The organism is Povalibacter sp. (assembly GCF_036735925.1).
GTDB lineage: Bacteria > Pseudomonadota > Gammaproteobacteria > Steroidobacterales > Steroidobacteraceae > Steroidobacter.
Window position 1 is genome coordinate 9,279 of the sequence record NZ_DAINNK010000035.1, and the last position, 25,124, is coordinate 34,402.

The 25,124-nt window shown below is 64.6% G+C and carries 23 protein-coding genes; 10 read left to right on the top strand and 13 right to left on the bottom strand.

Annotated features, from left to right (window positions below):
- Positions 1 to 197: 197 nt before the first annotated feature.
- Together V7D81_RS12115 and hemL are read right to left on the bottom strand one after the other, a co-directional pair.
- A complete protein-coding gene (locus tag V7D81_RS12115; RefSeq protein WP_324316785.1) occupies positions 198 to 1,370 on the bottom strand; it encodes a glycosyltransferase family 4 protein in 1,173 nt (390 codons plus the stop codon).
- A 51-nt stretch (positions 1,371 to 1,421) separates the two neighbouring features.
- The gene (hemL, locus tag V7D81_RS12120; protein ID WP_324316786.1) at positions 1,422 to 2,702 is read right to left on the bottom strand and encodes a glutamate-1-semialdehyde 2,1-aminomutase; all 1,281 of its coding nucleotides are present in this window, start codon (positions 2,700 to 2,702) and stop codon (positions 1,422 to 1,424) included.
- Positions 2,703 to 2,850: 148 nt separating this feature from the next.
- On the opposite strand from hemL, the gene V7D81_RS12125 reads away from it, so the two are divergent.
- Positions 2,851 to 3,015 (top strand): rubredoxin, encoded by a 165-nt coding sequence (locus V7D81_RS12125; protein ID WP_324316787.1) that lies wholly within the window; start codon positions 2,851 to 2,853, stop codon positions 3,013 to 3,015.
- A gap of 4 nt (positions 3,016 to 3,019) precedes the next feature.
- Positions 3,020 to 3,409 (top strand): fluoride efflux transporter CrcB, encoded by a 390-nt coding sequence (gene crcB / locus V7D81_RS12130; RefSeq protein ID WP_324316788.1) that lies wholly within the window; start codon positions 3,020 to 3,022, stop codon positions 3,407 to 3,409.
- A 4-nt stretch (positions 3,410 to 3,413) separates the two neighbouring features.
- On the opposite strand, the gene V7D81_RS12135 is transcribed toward crcB, so the two are convergent.
- Both V7D81_RS12135 and V7D81_RS12140 read right to left on the bottom strand, forming a co-directional pair.
- A complete protein-coding gene (locus tag V7D81_RS12135; RefSeq protein WP_324316789.1) occupies positions 3,414 to 4,295 on the bottom strand; it encodes a TraB/GumN family protein in 882 nt (293 codons plus the stop codon).
- 61 nt (positions 4,296 to 4,356) lie between these two features.
- Positions 4,357 to 5,130 carry a metallophosphoesterase gene (locus V7D81_RS12140; protein WP_324316790.1) on the bottom strand — a complete coding sequence of 258 codons (774 nt, stop codon included), beginning with the start codon at positions 5,128 to 5,130 and terminating at the stop codon, positions 4,357 to 4,359.
- Positions 5,131 to 5,521: 391 nt separating this feature from the next.
- Between V7D81_RS12140 and tkt the strand changes: the two genes are divergently transcribed.
- The 7 genes from tkt to V7D81_RS12175 all read left to right on the top strand — a co-directional run bounded on the left by tkt (position 5,522) and on the right by V7D81_RS12175 (position 16,155).
- Positions 5,522 to 7,519 carry a transketolase gene (gene tkt / locus V7D81_RS12145; protein WP_324316791.1) on the top strand — a complete coding sequence of 666 codons (1,998 nt, stop codon included), beginning with the start codon at positions 5,522 to 5,524 and terminating at the stop codon, positions 7,517 to 7,519.
- 44 nt (positions 7,520 to 7,563) lie between these two features.
- A complete protein-coding gene (gene gap / locus V7D81_RS12150) occupies positions 7,564 to 8,562 on the top strand; it encodes a type I glyceraldehyde-3-phosphate dehydrogenase (protein WP_324316792.1) in 999 nt (332 codons plus the stop codon).
- A 115-nt stretch (positions 8,563 to 8,677) separates the two neighbouring features.
- Positions 8,678 to 9,856, top strand: coding sequence for a phosphoglycerate kinase (locus V7D81_RS12155; RefSeq protein WP_324316793.1), 1,179 nt, complete (start codon positions 8,678 to 8,680; stop codon positions 9,854 to 9,856).
- A gap of 198 nt (positions 9,857 to 10,054) precedes the next feature.
- The gene (gene pyk / locus V7D81_RS12160; RefSeq protein WP_324316794.1) at positions 10,055 to 11,488 is read left to right on the top strand and encodes a pyruvate kinase; all 1,434 of its coding nucleotides are present in this window, start codon (positions 10,055 to 10,057) and stop codon (positions 11,486 to 11,488) included.
- Positions 11,485 to 13,875 (top strand): penicillin acylase family protein, encoded by a 2,391-nt coding sequence (locus V7D81_RS12165; protein ID WP_324316795.1) that lies wholly within the window; start codon positions 11,485 to 11,487, stop codon positions 13,873 to 13,875. The genes pyk and V7D81_RS12165 overlap by 4 nt, the downstream gene beginning before the upstream one ends.
- 141 nt (positions 13,876 to 14,016) lie before the next feature.
- Entirely contained in the window at positions 14,017 to 14,865 is an 849-nt protein-coding gene (locus V7D81_RS12170; protein WP_324316796.1) for an AAA family ATPase, read from the top strand.
- A gap of 114 nt (positions 14,866 to 14,979) precedes the next feature.
- Positions 14,980 to 16,155, top strand: coding sequence for a vWA domain-containing protein (locus tag V7D81_RS12175; RefSeq protein WP_324316797.1), 1,176 nt, complete (start codon positions 14,980 to 14,982; stop codon positions 16,153 to 16,155).
- Positions 16,156 to 16,234: 79 nt separating this feature from the next.
- On the opposite strand, the gene V7D81_RS12180 is transcribed toward V7D81_RS12175, so the two are convergent.
- On the bottom strand, positions 16,235 to 16,777 hold the full coding sequence (locus tag V7D81_RS12180; protein WP_324316798.1) for a peroxiredoxin: 543 nt from the start codon (positions 16,775 to 16,777) through the stop codon (positions 16,235 to 16,237).
- Positions 16,778 to 16,917: 140 nt separating this feature from the next.
- Here V7D81_RS12180 and V7D81_RS12185 point away from each other — a divergent pair, with 140 nt between their 5' ends.
- The gene (locus V7D81_RS12185; protein ID WP_324316799.1) at positions 16,918 to 18,150 is read left to right on the top strand and encodes a patatin-like phospholipase family protein; all 1,233 of its coding nucleotides are present in this window, start codon (positions 16,918 to 16,920) and stop codon (positions 18,148 to 18,150) included.
- On the opposite strand, the gene mgtE is transcribed toward V7D81_RS12185, so the two are convergent.
- From mgtE to kdsC, 8 genes are all read right to left on the bottom strand, one after another.
- On the bottom strand, positions 18,115 to 19,470 hold the full coding sequence (gene mgtE / locus V7D81_RS12190; protein WP_324316800.1) for a magnesium transporter: 1,356 nt from the start codon (positions 19,468 to 19,470) through the stop codon (positions 18,115 to 18,117). The genes V7D81_RS12185 and mgtE overlap by 36 nt on opposite strands.
- Positions 19,471 to 19,747: 277 nt before the next feature.
- Positions 19,748 to 20,620 carry an RNase adapter RapZ gene (gene rapZ, locus V7D81_RS12195; RefSeq protein WP_324316801.1) on the bottom strand — a complete coding sequence of 291 codons (873 nt, stop codon included), beginning with the start codon at positions 20,618 to 20,620 and terminating at the stop codon, positions 19,748 to 19,750.
- A gap of 125 nt (positions 20,621 to 20,745) precedes the next feature.
- The gene (gene hpf, locus V7D81_RS12200) at positions 20,746 to 21,057 is read right to left on the bottom strand and encodes a ribosome hibernation-promoting factor, HPF/YfiA family (RefSeq protein ID WP_324316802.1); all 312 of its coding nucleotides are present in this window, start codon (positions 21,055 to 21,057) and stop codon (positions 20,746 to 20,748) included.
- A gap of 113 nt (positions 21,058 to 21,170) precedes the next feature.
- Entirely contained in the window at positions 21,171 to 22,622 is a 1,452-nt protein-coding gene (locus V7D81_RS12205; RefSeq protein ID WP_324316803.1) for an RNA polymerase factor sigma-54, read from the bottom strand.
- Positions 22,623 to 22,691: 69 nt separating this feature from the next.
- On the bottom strand, positions 22,692 to 23,417 hold the full coding sequence (gene lptB, locus V7D81_RS12210; RefSeq protein WP_324316804.1) for an LPS export ABC transporter ATP-binding protein: 726 nt from the start codon (positions 23,415 to 23,417) through the stop codon (positions 22,692 to 22,694).
- Positions 23,414 to 24,088 (bottom strand): LptA/OstA family protein, encoded by a 675-nt coding sequence (locus V7D81_RS12215; RefSeq protein ID WP_324316805.1) that lies wholly within the window; start codon positions 24,086 to 24,088, stop codon positions 23,414 to 23,416. The genes lptB and V7D81_RS12215 overlap by 4 nt, the downstream gene beginning before the upstream one ends.
- On the bottom strand, positions 24,066 to 24,617 hold the full coding sequence (gene lptC / locus V7D81_RS12220; RefSeq protein WP_324316806.1) for an LPS export ABC transporter periplasmic protein LptC: 552 nt from the start codon (positions 24,615 to 24,617) through the stop codon (positions 24,066 to 24,068). Before lptC ends, V7D81_RS12215 begins: the two co-directional genes overlap by 23 nt.
- Complete coding sequence (gene kdsC / locus V7D81_RS12225) at positions 24,614 to 25,120, bottom strand: 3-deoxy-manno-octulosonate-8-phosphatase KdsC (RefSeq protein WP_324316807.1); 507 nt, start codon at positions 25,118 to 25,120, stop codon at positions 24,614 to 24,616. Before kdsC ends, lptC begins: the two co-directional genes overlap by 4 nt.
- Positions 25,121 to 25,124: the final 4 nt, after the last annotated feature.

The window sequence follows — 25,124 nt, forward strand, 5'->3', positions numbered from 1 at the left end:
GGGCGGCTGGGAGGGGGGGAGTATTTTTTCCCTGGCCCGGTTGGGTGTTCGGGGCGGGGCGGGGGAGTATCAGTGTTTTTTTTTTGCGTTGGCTGTATTCATGTACCGCCACTGGCGACGCATCCATGCGATTCGAAAATCAAAAGCCCGGTTATGGCCTGCCTTGCGATTCTGTGCCGGGCTGAAGCTGAAGCGCCTCACGAGTCCACACGCCTATCGCGACGATCAAGCGGTTCCGTGACTGCGTTCGTTCGATTTCCGTTCGTCGTCAACCAGTCCAGCAACGTGCCCACCGGATCGGGGTCTCTTTTCTCGAGTGTTCGTGAATGTGCCAGGGCTCCCATGGTTTCAAGGTCTCCGCGCCTTTCCCAGAGGCGTTCCAGCGCATCCGCAATTGCAGGGCCGCCGGCGTCGCGAATCAGAAATCCGGTTTCGCCGCTCTGAATCCATTCGGCGATTCCGCCCGTGTTCGTTGCTATGGCGGGTCGTCCGCAGAGCAATGCCTCGATCAATGCCAGAGGAACCCCTTCGAATCGGGAAGGCAGGATCAGCGCATGGTGGTTTGCCCAGACTGAACTGATGTCTGTCGCGTAACCGGCAAAAGTGCAGCGCGAGGCCAGGCTGCTGTTGGCTGCGAAGCTCTCCAGTTCGCTACGCAACGATCCGGAACCGAAGACCGTGAGCGTCCAATCGCGTTGCACCCATCGATCCTGTGTCAGCGCGATCAGCAGCGCCTGCAGATTCTTCACCGGTTCGAGGCGTCCGACGAAGGCCAGGCGCAGCGGCGACGACTGTTGGGGCCAGGGCAGACGGGTGATGCGATCAAGGTTGACTGGATTGTGAAAGATGCGGGCTTTAGGGAGTGAGATGCCGAGATGCAACTCGGCGATGTCCAGCGCTCTTTTTCCAACGAATCCAACAATCGCCGCCTGTTCGAAGACCGCGCGCGCATGGGACACAATGCGCGCTGGAGGTGCTGGTTGTTCACAATGGCACAGTACGACGTAAGGGGCACTGAGGTGCTTCAGCGTTCTCCTCAGCACGGCGGTGCTACCGCTGCGAGCAACGTCATACGTGCCGCCCTGACTGAGGCAGATGACATCCGGCTTGAAGGTTTCGAGCGCGGTGAAAGTTCGCGCCAGTCTGCTTGCGATCGCTGAGCGCCGGACCCATCGGGTGGATGGTCGGCTATCGAGCAGCGCGCCGTCCCTTGCCAGCTCTGCCAGGGCTTGCGGTTGCTGCGGCCAGAAGTAGGTGCTGACGAAAACCCGGTGGCCGGCGGCAAGTGCGCGATGTGCGGTCTCAGCCCAGAGCGCTTCGGACGCTGCCCACGGAGAGCCAGCCATCAGTGACACAAAGGCGATACGCATCAGGGCGCGGTGTCGGCTGATCGGCAGCTTGGGCGAAACAGCGGCCGCTGATCAGCGATTTCCAGCCAGAGATTGCAGCGCGCGCTTTGCCGCAGCGATCGTCTTCTCGACCTCCGCCGCCGAATGCGCCGCCGACACAAACCCTGCCTCGAACGCCGACGGCGCCAGATACACGCCCTCCTCCAGCATCAGGTGGAAGAACCGCTTGAACCGCTCGACATCGCACGCCATCACTTCACGGAAGTAGCGCACCGGCGACTTGTCCGTGAAGAACAGCCCGAACATGCCGCAGACATGATTCGTGCTGAACGGCACGTTCGCGGCGCGCGCGGCAAGGTTCAGTCCTTCGATGAGTTGATTCGTGCGCTCGGTCAGTGCGGCATGAAAGCCCGGCGCGCTGATCGCTTCGAGCGTGGCCAGTCCTGCCGCCATTGCCACGGGATTTCCCGACAGCGTGCCCGCCTGATACACGGGGCCGAGCGGGGCGATCTGCTCCATGATGTCGCGGCGGCCGCCGAAGGCGCCGACGGGCATGCCGCCGCCGATGATCTTGCCGAGCGTGGTGAGGTCCGGCTTGATGCCGTACAGCGCCTGCGCGCCGCCGAGGGCGACGCGAAAACCCGTCATGACTTCATCGAAGATCAGCACGCTGCCGGACTTGTCGCAGACCGCGCGCAGCGCTTCGAGAAAGCCGGGCACGGGCAGCACGCAGTTCATGTTGCCGGCGATCGGTTCGACGATGATGCAGGCGATCTCGTTGCCCATATCCGCGAAGGTCTGCTGCACCTGCGCGATGTCGTTGTACGCGAGCGTGATCGTGTGGGCGGCGAGTTCGGGCGGCACGCCGGGCGAGGTCGGCACGCCCAGGGTCAGGGCGCCGGAACCTGCCTTCACGAGCAGCGAATCGGAATGTCCGTGATAGCAGCCCTCGAACTTCACGATCTTGCTGCGGCCGGTGAAGCCGCGGGCGAGGCGGATGGCGCTCATGGTCGCCTCGGTGCCGGAACTCACCATGCGCACCCGTTCGATCGACGGCATGAGTTCGCAGACCTTGCGTGCGAGCTGCGTTTCGATCCGGGTGGGGGCGCCGAAGGACAGGCCGAGCGCGGCGCGTTCCTGCACGGTGCGGATGACGTCCGGATGCGCATGGCCGAGGATCATCGGGCCCCAGGAGCCGACGTAGTCGAGGTACTGCCGGCCGTCCGAGGAGAATACGTGCGCGCCGCTGGCCCGCTCGATGAACACGGGTTCGCCGCCGACCGAGCGGAAGGCGCGGACCGGCGAGTTCACGCCGCCGGGGATGTATTGCGAGGCATCGGTAAACAGGGACAAGGCTTGCGCTCCGCCGAAACAGGGCCGCGATAGTAAGTGGGTCGCGGCGCCATGAAAACCAGCGCACGAAACCGAGGTTTTCCGACCCGGCCGCGGCGACACTTCCCTATAATCGCCGCCTTCCAACACTTGCCCGGCGTGATCGTTGATGAAAGCTTACATGTGCGTGATCTGCGGCTATGTCTACGAGGAGGAGAAGGGGGACCCCATCTCCGGCATCGCCCCGGGGACGCGCTGGGACGATGTGCCGCTGTCCTGGCGCTGCCCGGATTGCGGTGCGGGCAAGGAAGATTTCGAGATGGTGGAAGTCTGAAGCCATGAACTGGCTGCTCATCGCGATCGGCAGCGCGCTGGGCGGGGTCGCGAGGCACGGGTGCGGTCTCCTCGCCGCAAGCCGCTGGGGTGCATCCTTTCCCTGGGGCACGTTGCTGGTGAATGTCGTGGGCTCGTTCCTGATCGGACTGATCGCCGCGCTGACCGTGGGAAAGGTGTCGCAGTCGGCGCAGCTCACCCGCGATTTCCTGATGGTCGGCGTGATGGGCGGTTTCACGACGTTTTCGGCATTCAGCCTGCAGACGCTGCTGTTGCTGCGGGAAGGCCGGCTGGCGGCCGCGGCGGCCAACGTGGCGCTGTCGGTCGGTGTCTGTCTGATCGTCGTTTTTCTCGGCTACCTGCTGGGCACGGCTCTGCGGCCGGCCGCGGTCTGAACGATCAGTGCTGCGTCACCTTGTGACCCTTGCTCTCGAGCAGGTCGATGACGCTGTCTTTTCCGACCAGGTGCAGTGCGCCCACGACTACCAGGTAGTCGTCCTGCGACTTCAGTAACTCCTCGATCGGCCCGAGCCATTGTCGATTGCGATCGACGGTCAGCGGGCGGTACAGGTCGGGATACTTGTCGAATCCTTCCGCGAGCAGACGCGCGAGGACGGTCGTGTCGCCCCTGCGCCAGGCATCGATCAGCTCGTCGATTTCCTCCGCGGCGTGTTCCGCATTCTCGACGCTGTAGAGCAGGAATTCGCGCTGCTGCTCCGACGACAGTCCGGCCAGCATGCCCAGCTGTTGCTGCAGCGTCTCGAGGCCGGTGATTTCCTTGTGATCGGCGACGGCGCGTGCCGTCAGGCGCTGCTCGACGCCGGATTGCGGATCGAGCCCCTGCTTCATCAGCTGCAGCTGTACGAGCGTCATGGCAGCGAGCCACGGACGGAAGCGATTCAGCAGCGCAGGATCGATGCCCATGACGCGCGCCTGTTTCGATACCAGCTGATAGGCCTCGCTGCCCAGTTCGGACTCCAGGGTCTTGCCGTCCGGCAACAGACCGAGATCCATCGTGGTCTGTTGCGCGACGAGGGGATCGAGATCGTCCATGTCGATCTCCATCACCAGGCGCTCGGCGTCGCGATACGCGGCGTCGAGCGCCGCGGGCAGTTCATCGGAAGGCTTGAGGAAGTGGACCGAGCCGAGCAGGTAGACGGTGTTGGTCTTGCCCTGCAGCGACCACAGCGCATGACGCGCGGGTGCGGAGTCCGCCGCCGATGCGGTCTGAACGAGTGCAAGAACGAGGAGGCTGGCGAGAAATCGGCTGAGCGTTGGCATCGCGGCCAGTATCTGCCGATCCGTCCGTGGCCGCCAGCGACGAGTCAGGCCCAGCGTTCGATCAAGCCACCACGCGCTGTGCGTAGCGCTCCAGCCAGATCACTTCGGTGGCGATGGTGCCGTCGGGCAGCAGTTCGAGCACGCGATAGCCGGGCGGACGATCGTCGATCGCGAAGTCATCGCTGCGCGGCAGGAATTGCGCACAGGTCGCCGGTGTCGCCATGAAGCGCACGCCGGCAACGAAGCTGTCGAGCGACTGATGCACGTGGCCCCACAGCACGCCGCGCACGTTGGCGTGCGTGCGCACGATCGACATGAACTCGTCCGCATCTTCGAGGCCGACCTGATCGAGCCATTCGCTGCGCATGCGGATGGGATGGTGATGCAGGCACAGCAGCACATGATGATTGCGATGGGCCTGCAGCGTTTCGCGCAATCGCGCGAGCTGGGCGGCGCCGAGCCGACCGCCCGCACTGTGTTCGACCCAGGTGTCGAGCAGCACGACCAGCCAGCGACCGAATTCGACTTCACCGCCGACATGGAACGGCTCGCCGCGCAGCGCGGCGCGCATGTGGTCGGGCAGATCGTGATTGCCGGCCAGGCACAGCACCGGCACCGGCGAGGCGCCGAACACCTGGCGGATGAGTGCGTAACCGGAGGGATCGTCCTGCACCAGATCGCCAGTCAGCAGGACGCCGTCGGGACGGTGACAACGGTGCTGCGCATCGGCCATGACGGCACGCAACGCCGGCAGGCAGGCGACGCCGCGAATGGTCGCTGCCGCATCTCCCGTCAGATGGGTGTCCGTGAACTGAATGAGGCGAAACGACTTCATTGCTGCCCTTGTGGTCCGATGTCGTGCGCGAGGCGCGACATAATCATTCGGCGAGTCATGTGCAGGACGAATGCGCGCCGGATCGTAGCAATGCGGCCCAGCCGCAAAAGGTGATCGACCTCTAATCGCCCGGGCAGTCCGCGATGCACGGGAAGATTATTTGCAGTCCGTCTCACTGTCGGCCATCCGCGTCGCCGGGCGGGCCTGTAGGTCAGGCTTTAGCCTGACGCCTTATCCGGCCGGCTAAAGCCGGCCCCACAGGAAGAATCAAATACGTCGCGTCACCCGCAAAGTTCCGCGCATTCCCATCGTCGGGTTCGATTGCCGCTGACGCCCCCTTGGTCCAGAATGCGCGGCTCTCGAAAACCGGTATTCCTGAAGGGGTTGGTCGATGACGTCGCAGCGCAGGCAGCTTGCCAATGCCATCCGGGCACTGGCGATGGACGCTGTTCAGAAAGCCAATTCCGGCCATCCCGGCATGCCCATGGGCATGGCCGACATCGCCGAAGTCTTGTGGAACGACCACCTCAGGCACAATCCCGGCAATCCGCAGTGGGCCGATCGCGACCGTTTCGTCGTCTCCAACGGTCACGGTTCCATGCTCCTGTACGCGCTGCTGCACCTGAGCGGCTATCCCCTGACGATCGATGACCTGAAGGCCTTCCGCCAGCTCGGCTCGCACACGGCGGGGCATCCCGAGCACGACGCGCATCTCGGCATCGAAACCACGACCGGCCCGCTGGGGCAAGGGCTGGCCAACGCCGTCGGCATGGCGCTGGCGGAAAAGATGCTCGCGGCCACTTTCAATCGCCCGGGGCACGACATCGTCGACCATCACACCTGGGTGTTCCTCGGCGACGGCTGCCTCATGGAAGGCGTCTCGCACGAGGCCTGCTCGCTGGCCGGCACCCTGAAGCTCGGCAAGCTGATCGCCTTCTATGACGACAACGGCATTTCCATCGACGGCGAAGTCCACGGCTGGTTCACGGACGACACGCCGAAGCGCTTCGAAGCCTACGGTTGGCACGTCGTGCCGAATGTGGACGGGCACGATCCGGCAGCCATCGAAAAAGCAATCGCCGCCTCGAAGGCCGTGACCGACCGGCCGAGCCTGATCTGCTGCAAGACCATCATCGGCTGGGGTTCGCCCAACAAGCAGGGTACGGAGGCAACGCACGGCGCCGCGCTGGGCGCAGACGAAGTCGCAGCGACACGCAAGCACCTTGGCTGGAACTACGAGCCCTTCGTCATTCCCGACGACGTCCGCAATGGCTGGGACGCGCGCGAGCGCGGCAAGCAGGTCGAGGCGGGCTGGCAGTCGAAGTTCGAGACCTACTCGAAGCAGTTCCCGGCGCTGGCTGCGGAATTCCAGCGCCGCATGCAGGGCGAACTGCCCGCGACGTGGCCGGAAGTCGTGCGCAACTACGTGGCACAGGTCGCCCAGGCGGGCGGAAACCTCGCAACGCGGCAGTCATCGCAGCAGGCGCTCAACGCGTACGGCGCGGCGCTGCCCGAACTGTTCGGCGGCTCGGCCGACCTGACGGGTTCGAACAACACCAACCGCAAGGATTCGAAATCGATCACCGGCGCCGATGCCTCGGGCAACTACCTGCACTACGGCGTGCGCGAATTCGGCATGGCCGCGATCATGAACGGCGTCGCCCTGCACGGCGGCGAAATCCCCTACGGCGGCACGTTCCTGGTGTTCTCCGACTACGCGCGCAACGGCATGCGCATGTCGGCGCTGATGAAGCAGCGCGTCATCTATGTGATGACGCACGATTCGATCGGCCTCGGCGAAGACGGCCCGACGCACCAGCCGGTGGAACACCTGCCGAGCCTGCGCATCATTCCGAACATGACGGTCTGGCGCCCGTGCGACACGCTCGAAACGGCCGTCGCATGGGCAGACGCGATCGAACGCCGCAATGGCCCGACGACGCTGGCGCTGACGCGCCAGGGCCTGCCGGCGCAGACGCGCACGGCGCAGCAGATCGACGCCGTGCGTCGCGGCGGCTACGTGCTGAAGGATTGCGAAGGCACGCCCGAGGTGATCCTGATCGCGACCGGCTCCGAAGTCGGCATCGCGGTCGATGCGGCAACGGCATTGCAGCAGCAGGGCCGCAAGGTGCGCGTGGTGTCGATGCCGAGCAGCAACGTGTTCGATGCGCAGGATGCCGCTTATCGCGAACAGGTGCTGCCCGCTGCGGTCGAACGTCGTGTCGCCATCGAGGCGGCGGCGCCGGATACGTGGTACCGCTACGTCGGTCCGCGCGGTGCCGTCGTCGCCATGCACAGCTTCGGCGCCTCAGGCGCCGGCAAGGATCTGTTCAGGCACTTCGGGTTTACGGTTGAAAACGTGGTGAAAGTGGTTCAGTCGATTCTCTAGGTCCTGGGCGCCACCAGACACTAGCCAGAGCATTGGAGCAGTTAATGAGCATCAAAGTCGGCATCAACGGATTCGGTCGCATCGGTCGCATGGTGTTTCGCGCGGCCACGCAGAATTTTCCGGACATCGAGATCGTGGGGATCAACGATCTGCTCGAGCCGGACTACCTCGCCTACATGCTGAAATACGATTCCGTGCACGGCCAGTTCAAGGGCACGGTGTCGGTCGACGGCAATACGCTGGTGGTCAACGGCAGGAAGATCCGTCTCACCGCCGTCAAGGATCCGGCCGAACTGAAGTGGGGCGACGTGGGCGCCGACATCGTCGTCGAATCGACGGGCCTGTTCCTCACCAAGGAAACCGCGCAGAAGCACATCAGCGCCGGCGCGAAGAAAGTGATCATGTCGGCGCCGTCGAAGGACGACACGCCGATGTTCGTGTTCGGCGTGAACGACAAGACCTACGCCGGCCAGGCCATCATCTCCAACGCCTCGTGCACGACGAACTGCCTCGCGCCGATCGCCAAGGTGCTGAACGACAGCTTCGGCATCAAGCGCGGCCTGATGACGACGGTGCATGCCACGACGGCGACGCAGAAGACCGTCGACGGCCCCTCGAACAAGGACTGGCGCGGCGGCCGCGGCATCCTGGAAAACATCATTCCGTCATCGACCGGCGCGGCGAAGGCCGTCGGCGTCGTGATCCCCGAGCTGAACAAGAAGCTGACCGGCATGTCGTTCCGCGTGCCGACGTCGGACGTTTCGGTGGTCGATCTCACGGTCGAACTGAAGCAGGACACCACCTACGAGCAGATCTGCAATGCCATGAAGGCCGCCTCCGAAGGCGCGATGAAGGGCGTGCTCGGCTACACCGACGAGAAAGTCGTCTCCACCGATTTCCGCGGCGACGCACGCACCTCCATCTTCGACGCCGAGGCCGGCATCGCGCTCGACGGCACCTTCGTCAAGATCGTGTCCTGGTACGACAACGAGTGGGGTTATTCGAGCAAGGTCCTGGAGATGGCTCGCGTCATTTCGAAGTAACCAAGACGGGCTACGGCCAACAGGCCACGGGCTACGGCAAGAGCTCGAATCTGGTTCTGGCCGTCGCCTGTCGCCTGTAGCCCGTTTACTTGCGATAACCTGGAGCTGCCCTCGCATGACTGTTTTGCGCATGACCGATCTCGACCTGCGCGGCAAGCGCGTGCTGATCCGCGAGGATCTCAACGTTCCGGTGCAGGGAGGGGTCGTGACCAGCGATGCGCGCATCCGCGCATCGCTGCCGACCATCCAGGCAGCGAAGAACGCGGGCGCCCGCGTCATGCTCATGTCGCATCTCGGCCGTCCGGAAGAAGGCGTGTACGACGACGAGTTCTCGCTCGCGCCGGTGGCGCAGCGCCTCTCGGAACTGCTCGGTTACAAGGTCCGGTTCGAAAAGAACTGGCTGGAGGGCGTCAGCGTCGAGCCGGGCGAAGTCGTGCTGCTGGAGAACGTGCGTTTCAACAAGGGCGAGAAGAAGGACAAGGAAGACCTGTCGCGCAAGATGGCGGCGCTCTGCGATGTCTATGTCATGGATGCCTTCGGTACCGCGCATCGCGCCGAAGCCAGCACGCACGGGGTGGCGAAATTCGCCAAGGTCGCCTGCGCCGGCCCGCTGCTGATGAACGAACTGGTCGCGCTCGAAACGGCGCTGGAAAAACCCAAGCGTCCGCTGGTGGCGATCGTGGCGGGCTCGAAGGTGTCGACCAAGCTCACCGTGCTGGAAACGTTGCTGACCAAGGTCGACAAGCTGATCGTCGGCGGCGGCATCGCCAATACGTTCATCGCGGCGGCCGGTCATCCCATCGGTAAATCGCTGGTCGAAAAAGAGATGCTCGACATCGCCAAGGGCCTGCTGAAGCGTTCGGCCGAACTCAAGGTCGAGATCCCGCTGCCGACCGACGTCGTCGTGGCCACGGAGTTTTCGGCGAATGCGGAAGCGGACGTGAAGAAGGTCGACCAGGTGGCGGATGACGAGATGATCCTCGACATCGGCCCCGACACGGCCGAGCGTTTCGCGAAAGCCTGTGCGACCGCGGGTTCGATCGTCTGGAACGGCCCGGTCGGCGTGTTCGAGTTCGACCAGTTCGGCGAAGGCACGAAGGCGCTGGCGCAGGCCGTGGCCCGCAGCTCCGCATTCTCCATTGCCGGCGGCGGCGACACGCTCGCGGCGATCGAGAAATACCGGGTCGAAGACGACATCTCGTACATCTCCACCGGCGGCGGCGCCTTCCTCGAATTCCTCGAAGGCAAGAAGCTGCCGGCGGTCGCGGTGCTGGAAGAGCGCGCGGCCGGCTGAAGCCGGCCTCTTCCTGCAGGTCAGGCTGTAGGTCAGGCTGTAGGTCAGGCTTCAGCCTGACTCCGACACAGGCCGGCTGAAGCCGGCCCCACACGAAGAAATCGCCGCGGCTTATCGGCGGATCGCCGGCCCCATTTCATTCCGGCAATGCGGACGGATTAGACTGTCCGCCATTGTTCAATCGACACGGTCGCCTGCATGCTCCGCCGCACGAAGATCCTGACCACCCTCGGTCCCGCCACCGACAATCCCAAGGTGCTGAGCGACCTGATCATCGCCGGCGCCGACGTCGTGCGCATCAACTTCTCCCACGGCGAACCGCAGGCGCATGCGAAGCGCGTGCAGATGGTGCGGGAAGTGGCCGAACAGGTCGGCAAGCAGATCGCCGTGCTGGGCGACCTGCAGGGGCCGAAGATCCGCATCGAGCGTTTCGCCAACGGCCCGGTCCAGCTGATCGAAGGCGAGCCGTTCACGCTGGATGTATCGCTCGATCCGAAGGCGGGCACTGCAACCAGCGTCGGCGTTGCCTACAAGAGCCTGCCGCGCGATGTGCAGGCGTCGGATGTGCTGCTGCTGAACGACGGCCAGATCGCGCTGGAAGTTACGGCGGTGGACGGTCCGCGCATCGCCACGAAAGTCATCGTCGGCGGCGAACTCTCCGACAACAAGGGCATCAACAAGCAGGGCGGCGGCCTGTCGGCCGGCGCGCTGACCGACAAGGACCGGCTCGACATCAAACTCGCCGCCGAACTCGGCGTCGACTATCTCGCCGTCTCGTTCGCGCGCGACGGCTCCGACATGGACGAAGCGCGGCAACTGCTGCGCAAGGAAGGCGGGCACGGCCAGCTCGTCGCCAAGATCGAGCGCAGCGAGGCCATCGTCAATCTCGACCGCATCATCCAGGCGAGCGATGCCGTGATGGTGGCGCGCGGCGATCTCGGCGTCGAAGTCGGCTACGCCGAACTCACCGGTCTGCAGAAACACATCATCTCGGCCACGCGCAAGCGCAACCGCGTCGTCATCACTGCGACGCAGATGATGGAATCGATGATCCACAATCCGATTCCGACCCGCGCCGAAGTGTCCGACGTCGCCAATGCCGTGATGGACGGCACGGACGCGGTGATGCTGTCCGGCGAAAGCGCCGTCGGCAAATATCCCGTGAAAGCGGTGCAGGCGATGGCGCAGGTCATTCTCGGCGCGGAGAAGTACGAATCGTCGCATTCGCCCATCCGGCATCGCAGCGACGGCGGGCTGTTCGAAAAGACGGACGAAGCCATCGCGATGGCGGTGATGTACACCGCGAACCATCTCAAGGTGAAGGCGATCGTGGCCCTGACCGAGTCCGGCTCGACGCCGCTGTGGATGTCGCGCATCCGCGCCGACATTCCCATCTATGCGTTCACCCGCCACGAAATCACCAGCCGGCGCGTCATGCTCTATCGCGGCGTCTATCCCGTGACCTTCGACGTCACGCACACGGATGCGCAGGAGGTGTACGCGAACATCTTCCGGCTGATGCTGCAGAAGAAGATGGTTGAACCTGGCGACCGCATCATTCTCACCAAGGGCGAACTGTCGGGCGTTTCGGGCAAGACCAACTCGATGAAGATCCTCGAAGTGCGGGTGTGAAGGGCCGGGTTCCCGTGCGCCTGTTCCGTCGCATTCTGATCGCCATCGTCGCGCTCGTCGCGATCACTGCCGGCGCGCTGTACGTGCTGTTCCGCGGCAGCCTGCCGCAACTGGATGGGGACATCGCCGGCACCGGTGCGACCGCGACGATCGAGCGCGACGCCAACGGCACGCCGACGATCACGGGCACGTCGCGTCGCGATCTCGCCTATGCCACGGGCTACGCGCACTCGCAGGATCGCTTCTTCCAGATGGACCTGATGCGGCGTGCGGCCGCGGGCGAACTGGCGGAACTGCTTGGCGCGGCAGCGCTCGATACGGACAGGCACTTTCGCATCCACGGCTTTCGCGCGGTGGCGCAGCAGGTCGTGGCGCAGATGCCCGATGAAGATCGTCGGACGCTCGATGCGTATGTCGCTGGCGTAAACCGCGCGCTCGGCGATGCGCGCGCGAGGCCGTGGGAATATCTGTTGCTGCGGGAGCAGCCGCGCGCCTGGCTGCCGGAGGATTCGGTCCTCGCGGCCTTCTCGATGTATCTCAGCCTCAACGATTCGACCGGCGCGCATGAACTGGCGCGCTCGCAATTGCGCGAGGCACTGCCGCCGGCACTGTTCGATTTTCTGCATCCGCTCGGCACCGAATGGGATGCGCCGGTGACCGGCGGCACCTGGCGCGTCGCGGCGATTCCCGGTCCCGAGATCGTCGATCTGCGCAGCGGCGAACAGCACGTCGCAGCATTGCTCGATCCGCCCTCGCGAACCGCTCTGGAAGAACGTCCGGTCGTCGGCAGCAACAGCTGGGCCGTGGCCGCGCCGCATGCTGCAGGGCATGCGGCGCTGCTGGCGAACGACATGCATCTCGGTTTGCGACTGCCGCACGTCTGGTATCGGGCGCGCCTCAAGGTGAGCGGCGGCGCCGAGGCGCCGCGCGATCTGGTCGGCGTGACGCTGCCGGGCCTGCCGATCATCGTCGTCGGCAGCAATGGCCAGGTCGCGTGGGGCTTCACGAACAGCTACGGCGACTGGACCGATCTGGTGATCGTCGAGACCGATCCTGCGAATCCGGACCGCTACTTCGTCGGCGACGACACGGAGGCCTTCGTCAAACGCACGGAATCGATCGCCGTGCGCGGCGGCTCGCCGGTGAGCCTCGACGTGACGGCCACCCGCTGGGGGCCGATCATCAACCATGACGCGCAGGGCCGGCCGCTGGCGCTGGCATGGACGGCGCACGATCCGCGCGCCACCAACGTACGCATGCTCGATTTCGAAACCGCAGCGACCGTGCAGGAGGCGCTGCTGGCGGCGAATCGTTCCGGCGCGCCGGTACAGAACTTCCTCGCCGTGGACCGCGCAGGACACATCGGCTGGTCGCTCATGGGACAGGTGCCGATCCGCGCCAACTACGATTCGACCCAGCCCGCCTCGTGGCGTGCGCCCGGCACCGGCTGGATCGGCTGGCACGCGCCGGAGGACTATCCGCGCATCATCGATCCCGCGCCGGGCCGCCTGTGGACCGCGAATGCGCGCACGATCGACGTCGATACCTGGCTGAACTTCATGGGCGACGGCGGCTACGATCTCGGCGCGCGCGCCGCGCAGATCCGCGACGATCTGCTCGCGCTGCGGGCGGCAACTGCCACGGATCTGGCGAAGATCCAGATCGACGACCGTGCGCTCTTCATGACGCGCTGGCGCGATCTGTTGCTGCAACTGCTGGACGATGCCGCGGTCGCCGATCATCCGGCGCGGCGCCTGGCGCGCGAGCGCGTCGAACGATGGAGCGGCCGCGCCAGCGCCGACGACCTGGGGTATCCGGTCGTGCGCGCCTTCCGCCAGCAGGTCCGCAAGCAGGTGTTCGATTCGCTCACGTCGCAGGCGCGTCTGGAATATCCCGAGGCGAAGTTCGAGCCGTCGGCACAGTTCGAAGGCGCGTTGTGGCAGCTCGTGACGCAGCAGCCGGCGCACCTGCTCGATCCGCACTACGCCACGTGGGAAGCGGCGCTGCTCGCGGCGCTCGATACCTCGACGGCGACGCTCGCGCGCGAATGCGCCGACCCCTGCAGCTGGGGTCGGCAGAACACGCTGCAGATGCATCATCCGCTGTCGGCGGCATTGCCGTTCTCCGCGCGCTGGCTCGACATGCCGGCCGATCGCATGCACGGCGACTTCGCCATGCCGCTGGCACAGGGGCCGGCCTTCGGCGCCTCGCAGCGGCTGGTCGTCTCGCCGGGCCGTGAAGCCGAGGGACTGTTCCAGATGCCGGGCGGACCGGTCGATCACCCGCTGTCGCCTTTCTACGGTGCAGGCCACGAGGCCTGGGTTCGTGGAGAACCCCAGCCGCTGTTGCCCGGAAAAACTGAACACACGCTCAGGCTGGCGCAGTAGGGGAAGCCGGCAGAGCGGCAAACTGGCACACTGGTTGGGCCTCCGTTCCCCTCCCCTGCGAAGCGGGGGAGGGTCAGGGAGGGGGCAAGCGATGCGGGTTGCGTCGCTTCAGGAGCAATTTCGTCAGCTTCCGGAGTTTCAATGACCTCACGTTTTGCCGGTACCGACAGCTACGTCGCGACCGAAGATCTGATGATGGCCGTCAATGCGGCCGTGACGCTCGGTCGTCCATTGCTGGTGAAAGGCGAGCCCGGCACGGGCAAGACGCAGCTGGCCGAGGAAGTCGCGGCTTCCCTGCAGCGCCCGCTGTACCGCTGGCACATCAAGTCGACGACCAAGGCGCAGCAGGGTCTGTACGAATACGACGCGGTATCGCGCCTGCGCGATTCGCAGCTCGGCGAAGCCAAGGTGCACGACATCGGCAACTACATCGTCAAGGGACGCATGTGGGAAGCGTTCGAGAGCGACGTGCAGCCGGTGCTGCTGGTCGACGAGATCGACAAGGCCGACATCGAATTCCCCAACGACCTGCTGCACGAACTCGATCGCATGGAGTTCTACGTCTACGAGACGCGCCAGTGGGTGAAGGCGCATCACCGGCCGATCATCATCATCACCAGCAACAACGAGAAGGAGCTGCCCGACGCCTTCCTGCGCCGCTGCTTCTTCCACTACATCCGTTTCCCTGACGAAGCGACCATGACCCGGATCGTCCAGGTGCACTATCCGACGCTCAAGAAGGAGCTGCTGGCGGAAGCGCTCGGCGCCTTCTTCAAGCTGCGCGAAACGCCGGGCCTGAAGAAGAAGCCTTCGACGTCCGAACTGCTCGACTGGATCAAGCTGATCGTCGCCGAAGACATTCCGCCGGAAGCCCTGCGCACGGACGATCCGAAGAAGTCGATTCCGCCGCTGTACGGCGCGCTGCTGAAGAACGAGCAGGACGTGCATCTGTTCGAGCAGCTGGTGTTCCTGAACCGGCGCAGGCAATAAAGAGGAGTGACGAAGGTCACGAGGGTGACGGAAGTGACGAAGGCCAGAAGGGTCGCATCTGTTTTCCGACCTTCGTCACCCTCATGACTTTCGTCACTCACGTCACTTACAACCATGCTGATTCCCTTCTTCTTCAAACTCCGCGAAGCCGGCGTGCCGGTGTCGATCACGGAGTTCCTGGCGCTGCTGGAAGCGCTGGAAGCACGGCTCGCGAATGCGAGCGCCGAGGATTTCTACTATCTGTCGCGCGCCTGCATGGTGAAGGACGAGCGTCACTTCGATCGTTTCGATCGCGCCTTCGCCGCGCACTTCAAGGGCGCTGAAGAGCTGTTCGATTCGATGATGAAGCAGATCCCCGAGGACTGGCTGCGTCGCATGGGCGAGCGCAACCTGAGCGACGAGGAGAAGGCGAAGATCGAGGCGCTCGGCGGCTGGGACAAGCTGATCGAGACGCTGAAGAAACGGCTCGAAGAACAGAAGGAACGCCACGAAGGCGGCAACAAATGGATCGGTACCCGCGGCACCTCGCCGTTCGGCGCCTATGGCTACAACCCCGAAGGCATCCGCATCGGTCAGGACGGATCGCGCAATCGCCGCGCGGTGAAGGTGTGGGACCAGCGCGAATACCAGAACCTCGCCGACAATGTCGAACTCGGCACGCGCAACATCAAGGTGGCATTGCGCAAGCTGCGCAAGTTCGCCCGCGAAGGCGTCGCCGATCACCTGGATCTCGACGACACCATCTCATCCACGGCGCGCAACGCGGGATTGCTGGATCTGAAGTTCGTCCCCGAACGCCACAACGCCATCAAGATCCTGCTGTTTCTCGACGTCGGCGGCTCCATGGACGATCACGTCAAGGTCTGCGAGGAACTGTTCTCCGCGGCGCGTACCGAGTTCAAGCATCTCGAATACTTCTACTTCCACAACTTCGTCTACGAATCGGTGTGGAAGGACAACCGCCGCCGGCATCGCGAAAAAACGTCGACGATGGACGTCATGCGCACCTACGGCCATGACTACAAGCTGATCTTCGTCGGCGATGCCACCATGAGCCCGTACGAAATCGTGCAGCCCGGCGGCAGCGTCGAACACTGGAACGAAGAGGCCGGTGCGGTGTGGATCAAGCGGCTCCTCAAGACCTGGCCGCATCATGTCTGGCTCAATCCCGAGCCGCAGCAGCGCTGGGAATACACGCCGTCGGTGCAGATCACGCGGGAACTGGTCGAAGACCGGATGTTCCCGCTGACGCTGGCGGGGCTGGATCAGGCGATCAAGGCGCTGCACTAGTCGAGCCGTCGGCTCGACCGCTGCTGGCTGCTGGCCAGAAGCCAGTCGCCAGCAGCCAGTCGCCCGTAGCAGCTACGCTTCAGCCTGCCTGCCTCTTCTGCAGTTCCTTGATGTCTTTCAGCACCACCTGCGAGTGGCCTTTCGGATCCACGTCCATGTAGTGCTTGACGAGCTTGCCCTGCGGATCGATCAGGAAGGTGTCGCGGCGGGCGGCTTCGAGGGTGCCGAAGAACTTCTTGAGCACGCCGTATTCCTTCGCCGTGGCCTTGGTGGGATCGGCCAGGATCGGGAAGGGCAGGCCGTGCTTCTCGGAAAACTTCTTGTGGGATTCGACGTCGTCGACGCTCACGCCCAGGATCACGGCATCGGCATCGCGGAAGGCGAAGATGTTGTCGCGGAACTCGCAGGCCTGCGTCGTGCAGCCGGGGGTCTGATCCTTCGGATAGAAATACAGCGCAACCCATTTGCCGCGGTAGTCCTTCAGTTCGTGCCACTTGCCGTTCTGGTCCTGGAGCTTGAATTCCGGGGCCGGACTGCCGAGCTGGGGTTCTGCGTGCAGCAGGGTGAACCAGGCGAGCAGCACACCGAAAGTGAGGTGGCGCAGGACGGAGAGGCGATTCATGGCGGCTCCTGTAGTCGAATGGACCGCTGGCGCGGCGGGTGCGTGAAGGCACTGTGCCATACTAATCCTGAACCCAAAGACAACTCACGAGTTCCATGGGCGGGGCAACGAACGATGCCCCGTTTTCCCGAGAGCCGCATGTGACCACAGAGCGAGGTCCCGTCAATCCTGCTGCGAAGCTCGGCTTGATCCTGCCGGGGGGCGGCGCACGCGCTGCCTATCAGGTGGGTGTATTGCGTGCGATTTCCGATCTGCTGCCCGCCCGTGCTTCGAATCCCTTTCCGGTCGTGACCGGTACATCCGCCGGCGCGGTGAACGCGACCGCGATCGCAGTACACGCGGAGCGTTTCCGCGTCGCCGTCGGCAACCTGGAACGCGTCTGGCGCAATTTCCAGGTCGGGCAGGTTTTCAAGGCCGACACGGCCAGCATGTTGCGCTCCGGACTGCACTGGCTGCTCGCCATGATGTCGGGCGGGTGGCTGCTGCCGCCGCCGAAATCGCTGTTCGACAACACGCCGCTGCGCGAACTGCTCGGGCAGCAGTTCGATTTCGCGGCGGTGCGGCGCTCGATCGATGCCGGGCAGCTCGACGCCCTGTCGATCGCGGCGGCGGGCTATGCCAGCGCGCGGTCGGTTGCATTCTGCGAAGCGCGCGAGAGCGGCGTGTCCTGGAGTCGCCTGCGGCGCTTCGGTGAGCCGGCCCAGCTGTCGCTCGATCACCTGATGGCGAGCGTTGCCGTGCCGTTTCTGTTCCCGCCGGTGCTGATGGGCGACGAATACTTCGGCGACGGCGCGATGCGTCAGTCGAGTCCGTTCAGCCCGGCGATCCACCTGGGTGCCGACCGCCTGCTGGTCATCGGCACGCGCAACGAGGCGCACCACCGCGTCGTCGCGCAGCCGCCGACTCCTCCGACGTTCGGGCAGATCTTCGGCTACATGCTCGACGCCTTGTTCACGGACGGACTGTCCCTGGACATGGAGCGCCTGGTGCAGATCAATCATCTGGTGGAGCAGGGGCTGGCTGCCGGCCCGGATCTGACGCGCCTGCGCAGGATCGATCTGCTGGTGATCCTGCCGAGCCGGGATATTTCAGAGATCGCGCGTCATCACGTGGGGTCGTTGCCGCGAGCCCTGCGTGTGCTGTTGCGGACCATGGGCGCCTTGAACACCGGCGGCGGCCAGCTCATGAGCTACCTGCTGTTCCAGGACACGTTCACGCGCGAACTGATCGCGCTCGGCTATCAGGATGCGATGAAGCGCTCCGATGATCTGCTGGCTTTCATTGGTGGTCACGCGGTGGCCTCGACCGGCGCCACCGGCGTTCTCAGGCGGCTGTCGTCACGTCAGGAACAGCGTGCCGAGGCCGAGCAGTGAGGCAAAGCCGATACAGTCGGTGAAGGTCGTCAGTACCACGCTGCCGGCGAGTGCCGGATCGATTCCCAGACGTTTCAGGACCAGCGGCACGCTGACGCCGACGATGGCCGCGGCGAACAGGTTGATCATCAGCGCGCCGCAGATGATCGCGCCCACCTTCCATTCCTGAAACCACAGGCCTGCGGCGAGTCCGACGAGACCGGCGACGAACAGCCCGTTCAGCATGCCGACGGAAATTTCCCGGATCAGCAGCCAGCGCGCATTGGCCTGTTCGACCTGGCCGAGCGCGATGCCGCGGATGATCAGCACCAGCGTCTGACTGCCGGCGATGCCGCCCATGCTGGCGACGATGGGCATGAGGACGGCGAGCGCCACGACTTTCTCGATGGTGGCTTCGAACAGCCCGACCACATTGGCCGCGAGGAAGGCCGTGGCGAGATTCACGCCGAGCCAGACCGCGCGGCGGCGCGCGCTGCGCACCACGCCGGCGAACATGTCGTCGTCTTCGTCGAGACCCGCCATGCTCAGCACCGAGTGATCGGCTTCCTCGCGGATGACGTCGACGACGTCGTCGATGGTGATGCGGCCGAGCAGGCGGCCGTCCGCGCTGACCACGGCGGCGGACACCAGGTCGCGGTCTTCGAACAGCTTGGCGACGTCGCGCGCCGGCGTCTCGGGCGAGATGCCTTCGACCGTCGAGTCCATCACGTCGCCGACGGTCGATTCCGGGTCTTCGGTCAGCAGGCGCGTGATGTCGAGCCCGCCGAGATAGCGGTCGTGGCGATTGACCACGAACAGCCGGTCGGTGCGCTCGGGCAGTTCGGCGCGCATGCGCAGATAGCGCAGCACGGTTTCGATCGTCACGTCGGGACGGATGGTCACGGCGTCGAGGTTCATCAGACGGCCGGCGCTGTCCTCTTCGAAGGCCAGCACGGCCGACAGCCGCTCGCGATCCTGCGCGTCCATGGACTGCAGCACGCGCTCGTTGAGCGTCTCGGGCAGGTCGCCGATGAGGTCGGCGAGGTCGTCGACTTCCATGCCCTCGGTGGCGGCGATCAGTTCATCCGCGTCCATGCCGCCGATGAGTTCGGAGCGCACTTCCTCGTTCAGTTCGATGAGGACGTCGCCCTCCAGTTCGGGATCGACGAATTCCCACACGATCTCGCGCTTGGCCGGCGGCAGCGATTCGATCAGCGAGGCGATTTCAGCAGGGTGCAGCGAATTGACCATGCGGTGGCCGTGCCGCATGGATCCCTGCTCCAGCGCCGTGCGCAGCGCCGCGAGCCGACTGATTTTTGCGACCTGAGCCTCGGCCGTCATGCATGAGCCCACATCTGTGTCCTGCAGCGCGTGCAGGGTGCGAAGTGGCGCGCAGTGTAGCGGGAGAGGTGCGGAGTTTCACACGGAGTTCACGGAGAGCACGGAGCCAGAGATCAGGAAGAAGAATTTCCACGGGGGAGGAATGGGAACACGGGGAGCACGGGGAAATTATCTTTTCTCTTGAAACCCCGTGTTCCCCGTGTCCCCCGTGGAAATTTTCCTTCTCTTCTCCGACCTCCGTGTTCTCCGTGAACTCCGTGTGAAATTTCTGTTTCCGTCAGCGGCGGCTGGCGTCGCCGACGACCTGGTGGCGGGCGTGGACGAGCGGGTAGCGTTTTGCGAAGTGCTCGGTCAGTCGCTCGACCAGGTAGACCGAGCGATGCTGGCCGCCGGTGCAGCCGATGGCGATGGTGAGGTAGCTGCGGTTGGTACGGACGAAGTCGGGAATCCAGTGTTCGAGGAAGCCGATGATGTCGGCGAACATGCGGGCGACGATCGGATGGCGTTCGAGATATTCAGCGACGGCGGCGTCGCGGCCGGTCAGGTGCGAGAGGCCGGGTTCCCAGTGCGGGTTCGGCAGATTGCGTACGTCGAAGACGAAGTCCGCATCGTCCGGTACGCCGTGTCGGAAAGCGAAGGACTCGAACAGGATCGAGAGCCGGTCTCCCGTGCGGCCGGCGACGCGCTGGCGGATGAGTTCGCGCAGTTCGTGAACGCTGGTGCGCGAGGTGTCCAGCACGAGATCGGCCGCATCGGCGATCGGCCCCAGCAGGGTCTGTTCCTGGCGGATGGCGTCGATGAGACCCGTTCCGTCGCGACTGAGCGGATGGCGGCGGCGCGTCTCGCTGTAGCGCTTGAGCAGGACTTCCTCGTTCGCGCGCAGGAACAGCACCTCGCAGCCGACGCCGCTGCGCTTGAGTTCGTCGACCAGCTTCGGCACGGAAGCGATTTCGGCGGGGCGATTGCGCGCATCGACGCCGACCGCCGTCGAGCCATAGATGGACTCGTGCGACCGCACGGTGTGCGAGATGAACATGGGCAGCAGGCCCGCGGGAATGTTGTCCACGCAGTAGTAGTCGAGATCCTCCAGCATGTGGAGGGCGACGCTTTTGCCGGAGCCGGACAGGCCGCTGACGATGACCAGGCGCATGACGGCAGGCTAGCAGGCTGCCATGACGGGCGGGTAGTGGGCGGCAAAAAGAAAGACCCCGCAGCCTGCGCGGCGGGGTCTTGCGATGCGGCGGATCGCGGCGGTGCGATCCGGAACGGAGCGTATCAGGGGCTGAGGTGGCGCGGCGAATAGTGATCGCCGAGCTTTTCCTTGTGCTTCTTCACGCGCCGGTCCAGCTTGTCGGCCAGCGCGTCGATGGCGGCGTACATGTTGGGGTCGGTCGCGTCCGCGTAGACCGTCGCGCCGCTCAGCGCCACGGTGGCCTCGGCCTTATGTCGCAGCTTCTCGACCGTGAGGATGCAATGAACGTCGATGACGTGGTCGGAATGGCGGACGATGCGGTCCAGCTTCTTCTCGACGTAGCCCTTGAGGGATGTCGTGACATCCACATGGTGACCGGTGACGTTCAATTGCATGGCGCCTCCTAGACTTGGGCGGCAGACGTTGGAACGACAACCGGTGTGACTGCCATCCGCCGGTTGCACAAACTGTGATCGGTGGATGACGTGGTGCTGCAGGCTCCTCGCGACTATCTCACCGAAACCCGTTTACGGTCGCTCGACGGCGGAATGCCGAGCGCTTCGCGATATTTCGCGACCGTGCGACGGGCGACCTGCACTCCTTCCTGCGACAGGATTTCGGCAATGCGGCTGTCGGACAGCGGCTTGTCGGCATCTTCGGCCGCGACCAGCTTGCGGATCTTGGCGCGGATGGCCGTCGACGACAGTTCGGTGCCGTCGCTGGCCGCCACGTGGCTGGAGAAGAAGTAACGGAACTCGAACACACCGCGATGGGTGTGCATGTACTTGTTGGTCGTGACGCGCGAGATGGTGGACTCGTGCATCTCCACGGCCTCGGCGACGTCCTTGAGGATCATCGGCTGCATGTATTCGTCGCCGTTCTCGAGGAAGGCCGACTGGCGCTGCACGATGCAGCGCGCCACCTTCAGCAGCGTGTCATTGCGAATTTCGAGACTGCGGATCAGCCAGCGCGCTTCCTGCAGCTGCGTGCGCAGCATGGCGTGATCGGACGAGCGACCGATCAGGCTCGCATAACCCTGGTTGACGCGGATGCGCGGCAGGCTTGCCGGATTGATGTCGACGGCCCAGCCGCCGCGTTCGGTGCGACGCACGAAGACGTCGGGAACGATGTATTCGGCCGGCACGGAATGCACGCTGGAGCCGGGACGCGGCTGGCAGGCGCGGACCAGCACCAGCGCGTGTTCGAGTTCTTCCTCGGATACGCGCAGCTGGCGCCGCAGCAGCGAGTACTGATGCTCGGCCACCTGGTCGAGATAGGTCTCCGCGATCTGCAGCGCCGTTTCGCGGCCCGGCGTATCCGGATCGAGCTGGCGCAGCTGCAGCTGGATGCATTCGCTGACGGAGCGCGCGCCGACGCCGGGCGGATCCATGGCCTGCACGTGCAGCAGCACGCGCTCGAGATCGTCGACGGAGGCGATGACTTCCGGCTGCAGATTGCGCGCGATCTCGTCCAGCGGCTCGATGACGTAGCCGTCGTCGTTGATGGCATCGATGATCGCGGCGCCGATGCGGCGGTCGCGCTCGTTGAGTCGCGCCATTTCGAGCTGCCAGGTGAGGTGTTCCTGCAGCGTTTCGCCGCTGTTGTCGGAGAAGTCCTGGGAGTGATCTTCGCCCGACCACGGCGTATCCGACTGGCCGGTGATCTGGTTTTCGCTCCAGTCCTGGTCGTCGGCGGGCTCGGTTTCGGGCAGGGCTTCGACGACTTCAGGCGATTGAGCGGGAGCGGCGGATTCGAACTGCGGCAGTTCGACGACGGTGTCGCCGGTTTCGAGGCTGCCGGCCTCGTCTTCCGACTCCAGCATCACGTTCGTTTCGAGCGCTTCGCGGATCTGCGCCTGTAACTCGAGTACAGGAAGCTGCAGCAGGCGTATGGCCTGTTGCAGCTGCGGAGTCATCGTGAGCTGCTGGCCGAGTCTTAGCTGCAGTGCGGGTTTGAGCATTCGGTGCGTGGTACCTGGTCGCGATACGGCAGGACGCAGACTCGTGGCGTCGTGCCGTCTTCCAAAGAATCACAAGCGGAAATCCTGGCCCAAGTACACCTCACGGACCTCCTGATTGGCAAGGATCTCGTCCGCAGTTCCCGAGGCGATCACGGAACCGCCGCTGACGATGTAGGCGCGACCGCAAATTCCCAATGTTTCCCGAACGTTATGATCGGTGATGAGGACGCCGATGTTGCGTGCGGTGAGGTGCCGGATGATCCGCTGGATGTCCAGCACCGAAATGGGATCGACGCCCGCGAAGGGTTCGTCCAGCAGCATGAAGCGGGGTTCGGCGGCCAGCGCCCGTGCGATTTCGACGCGCCGTCGTTCGCCGCCCGACAGGCTCTGCCCGATGCTGTTGCGGATGTGACCGATGTGCAATTCCTCGAGCAGCGACTCCAGCGCTTCCTCGCGCTTCTCCCGGCTGAGTTCCGGGCGCGTTTCGAGGATCGCCGTGATGTTCTGGGCGACCGTGAGCTTGCGGAACACCGAGGCTTCCTGCGGCAGGTAGCCGAGCCCGAGCCGCGCGCGGCGGTGCACGGGCAGTTTCGAGATGTCGTCCTGATCGAGGACGATGCGGCCGCCGTCCATCGGCACCAGGCCGACGATCATGTAGAAGGCCGTGGTTTTGCCGGCACCGTTCGGGCCGAGCAGGCCGACGACTTCGCCGCTCGATACTTCGATCGAGAGATCCTTGACGACCTGCCGCGAGCGATAGCGTTTGGCGAGACCTTCGACCAGGAGGCGACTCATTCGGTGCTTCCGCCCTTGTCGCCTGGCGTCTGCGAACCCGGCAGCTTGATCGGCGTACCGGGTTTGATCGTGATGTTGACCCGGCCGCCGGCGTTGTTTCCGCCGCCGCCGGGATTGACCATGACGCGTTCGTCGTTGAGGTTGTAGATCACGGTGTCGCCGCGGAATTCATTGCCGCCGTAGCTGAACCACACATCCTGCGTCATTTTCACCAGGCCCTTGGCGAAATCGTATTCGATCGTTCCGGCGCGGCCGTGCACGTTCTTGTCGGCCGTCTCGGCATTGAGCTGCTCGAAGATCGCGGGCGTGCCGTGCACGGTGGCTTCGGCAATGCGTCCCGCAGCGAACACGGCATCGGCGGAGTTCGATTTGAGATCGGCCTCGGCGGTGCGGATATGCACGTTGCGTTCGAACTGCCAGCGGCTGTTTTCGGATTGCAGGCCATTCACCGTCGCCTGATCCGCCTGCATCGACATGGCGCCCTGCGTGATGCGGACATTGCCGGTCATCACGTGCTCGTCGTTGCGCGCGTCCGAGTCCAGCAGATCCGCCGACAGATGGATGTCTTCGGTGCCCAGCGCCGGCGCGTTGGCAGCGCCCGCCGGTAGCGCCAGCAACCAGACGCTGCACAGCAGCAGCGCGACGGATTCAGCCTGCTTCGGAACGGCCATTCACCGACTCCATTCTGACTTTCTCGGTCTTCAGGTTGGCTTCGAAGCGCTTGACCCGCATCGCGTACGTGCCGAACCGGATCGCAACGGGCGACGTCGTCGTGTACGCGAGGTTCTTTTCCGGATCGACGCTCAGTTCTTCGGTGCGCAGGAACGTCGTCGCCGGACCGTCGGTGGGACGCAGTTCCACGTTGCCGAGAAACTGGATGACGTGCGAATCAGGCGGCACGAGTCCGCGCTGCGCCGACAGATACCAGCGCTTGTCCGGTACCTTGAGATAGTCGACGCGCACCGTCTGCAGCTCGATGCTGTTGTCCGTCGGCTGCTGTTCGATGCGTTTGGCGATGAGCCGCAGGCTGGGCGCGCCGCTCGTTTCGGTTTCGGTGACGATGGCGTCCTTCAGATAGTACGCAGGTTGCGGCGGCAGTTCGGTGATCGCATCCGTCACGGGATTGCGATGCGACAGCACACCGACCCCGATGGTGATCGCGGCCAGCGCGGCGGTGATCAGGATCCACTGCCAGTTCATGAGAGCGCCACCCGTCGCTGCGATTCGAGGATGAGATCGCAGATCTCGCGCACGGCGCCCTGGCCGCCATTTGCCTGGGTGATGAAGTGAGCGCGCGATTTGACGCTCGCATGCGCGTCGGCGACGGCCACCGCCAGGCGCGCGATTTCGAAGATCGGCAGATCGGGCGTGTCGTCACCGATGCTTGCAACGGCCTGCGGCCCGAGGCCGAGGATATCCAGCAGTTCGCGCAGCGCGGCGAGCTTGTCGTCGATCCCCTGACGGATCCAGGTGACGCCCAGTTCGGTCATGCGCCGCTCCACCGCTTTCGACTGACGGCCCGAGATGACGGCGATCTGCAGGCCCGCGCGCAGCAGCTGCACGATGCCGGCGCCGTCGCGCACGTGGAACACCTTCATTTCCTCGCCCTTGGGCGAGAAATACAGGCGGCCGTCCGTGAGGACGCCGTCCACGTCGAGAACCAGCAGGCGAATGTCATTGGCGCGTTCGACCAGGGTGTCCATCGGG